This is a genomic window from Protofrankia sp. CiP3 (genome assembly GCF_917627345.1).
GTDB lineage: Bacteria > Actinomycetota > Actinomycetes > Frankiales > Frankiaceae > Protofrankia.
In genome coordinates this window covers 1-1295 of sequence record NZ_CAKJTM010000187.1, presented here as the reverse complement: position 1 = coordinate 1295, position 1295 = coordinate 1, and the positions used below count along the sequence as shown (strand labels likewise).

Genomic DNA, 1295 nt, shown 5'->3' with positions numbered 1-1295 from the left:
TCCCTGTACTCGCCAGCATCTTTACCCTGCTGGTACTGAGTTCTCCGCACAGATAGATCCGAAGTATTCGGAAGTCCTGTGGAATCTTGGAGGTCAAATCGGCTCTGACCTGCAGAAGTTAGTCGATCTTTCATGGGACTTCCGAATAGTTACTCATAGATCTCCGATGGCGCAAGAAGAATGTGATCGCGTCGTCTTTGGCCCCAAGAAAACAGGAAAGAAGGACCGACTCATGCGCAACGTATTTCGTGTTGGACTCGCCGGAGCCGCGGCCCTGGGTTTCTCCCTCGTCTCCAGTACCGCTGGCGCGACCCCCAGCTCAGGGGTCACCGGAACCATCATCGCCCAGGCGACAGCGGGCGGCAAGGACTATATCCTGCGAAAGATTACTGTTCAGCCAGGTGGAAGCACTGGTTGGCATTACCATGACGGCACCCTCTACGCGATAGTGGTACAGGGCACTCTGACACATTCAGATTCCACCTGTGCAACCGACGGTGTTTACGATCCAGGTAGCATTATCCTCGAGTCGAGCGGTGCGAATCACGTGCATATTGGCCGTAATCTTGGCTCTAAGCCTTTGATCCTCGAGGTGCTTTACGTGGATCCAGCTGGCAGTCCCCTGGCCGAAGACGCGTCCAACCCCGGCTGCGACTTCCAGTAGGATCTTGCTGGTAAACCTTCACGGTCTCCAGCGGTCAGTGCACCACCCGCATCGTGTTGGGATCCACGGGGTTCTGGCATGAGGCGGACGCCCGGATGATGCACTGAGGACTTGGAATGAAATAATTTGTTCACCCCGCCAAGCATCTGCGCAGGTCGCAGGCCTGGAGGGAGCCAGGACGTTCAACGTATTTCATACGAAAGTGGGAACTCTCCAGGCCTTGCCGTGAGGCGAGTCAGGCCCGGCAGGGAGAGCGCCGACAGCTCCATCCGTCCGAGCTGCCGTGGCGATGGTGACGCCAGGCAGCCACGAGGGCGCCCCAGGACCGTTCAGACGGGTGCGCGTTCCGCGAGCACGTTCCTCAGTTCCTGTCTCAAGGCCCGCAGGACGCCCGGCAGGTCCGGTCGGCCCGGCTCGCTGATCCAACGCGTGAAAGCGACCTTGAACACGGCGATCCCCGTCTCGGCAGCCAGGCTCGCGGCCGGCTCGGGGATACCGCGGTCATGGAGCGCGGCGGCCATCGTCCCGGCGAGCCCGGCGAGCTTGATCAGCTCGCGTTCGCGTAGTTCCGCGGTGGCCGACACGACGGCGTCCCGCAGCCTGACCCGTTCGGCATTCTCCTGAAGCTGGG

Annotated in this window: 1 protein-coding gene and 1 pseudogene; one reads left to right on the top strand and one right to left on the bottom strand. The window is 60.6% G+C overall.

What is annotated here, in order from left to right; all coding sequences use genetic code 11:
* Window positions 1-232 precede the first annotated feature (232 nt).
* Window positions 233-664 (top strand): cupin domain-containing protein, encoded by a 432-nt coding sequence (locus MJ797_RS25815; RefSeq protein WP_374582990.1) that lies wholly within the window; start codon window positions 233-235, stop codon window positions 662-664.
* Between the two features lie 329 nt (window positions 665-993).
* Here the strand turns inward: MJ797_RS25815 and MJ797_RS25810 are convergent.
* Window positions 994-1295, bottom strand: a pseudogene (locus tag MJ797_RS25810) (TetR family transcriptional regulator); the annotation flags it as partial.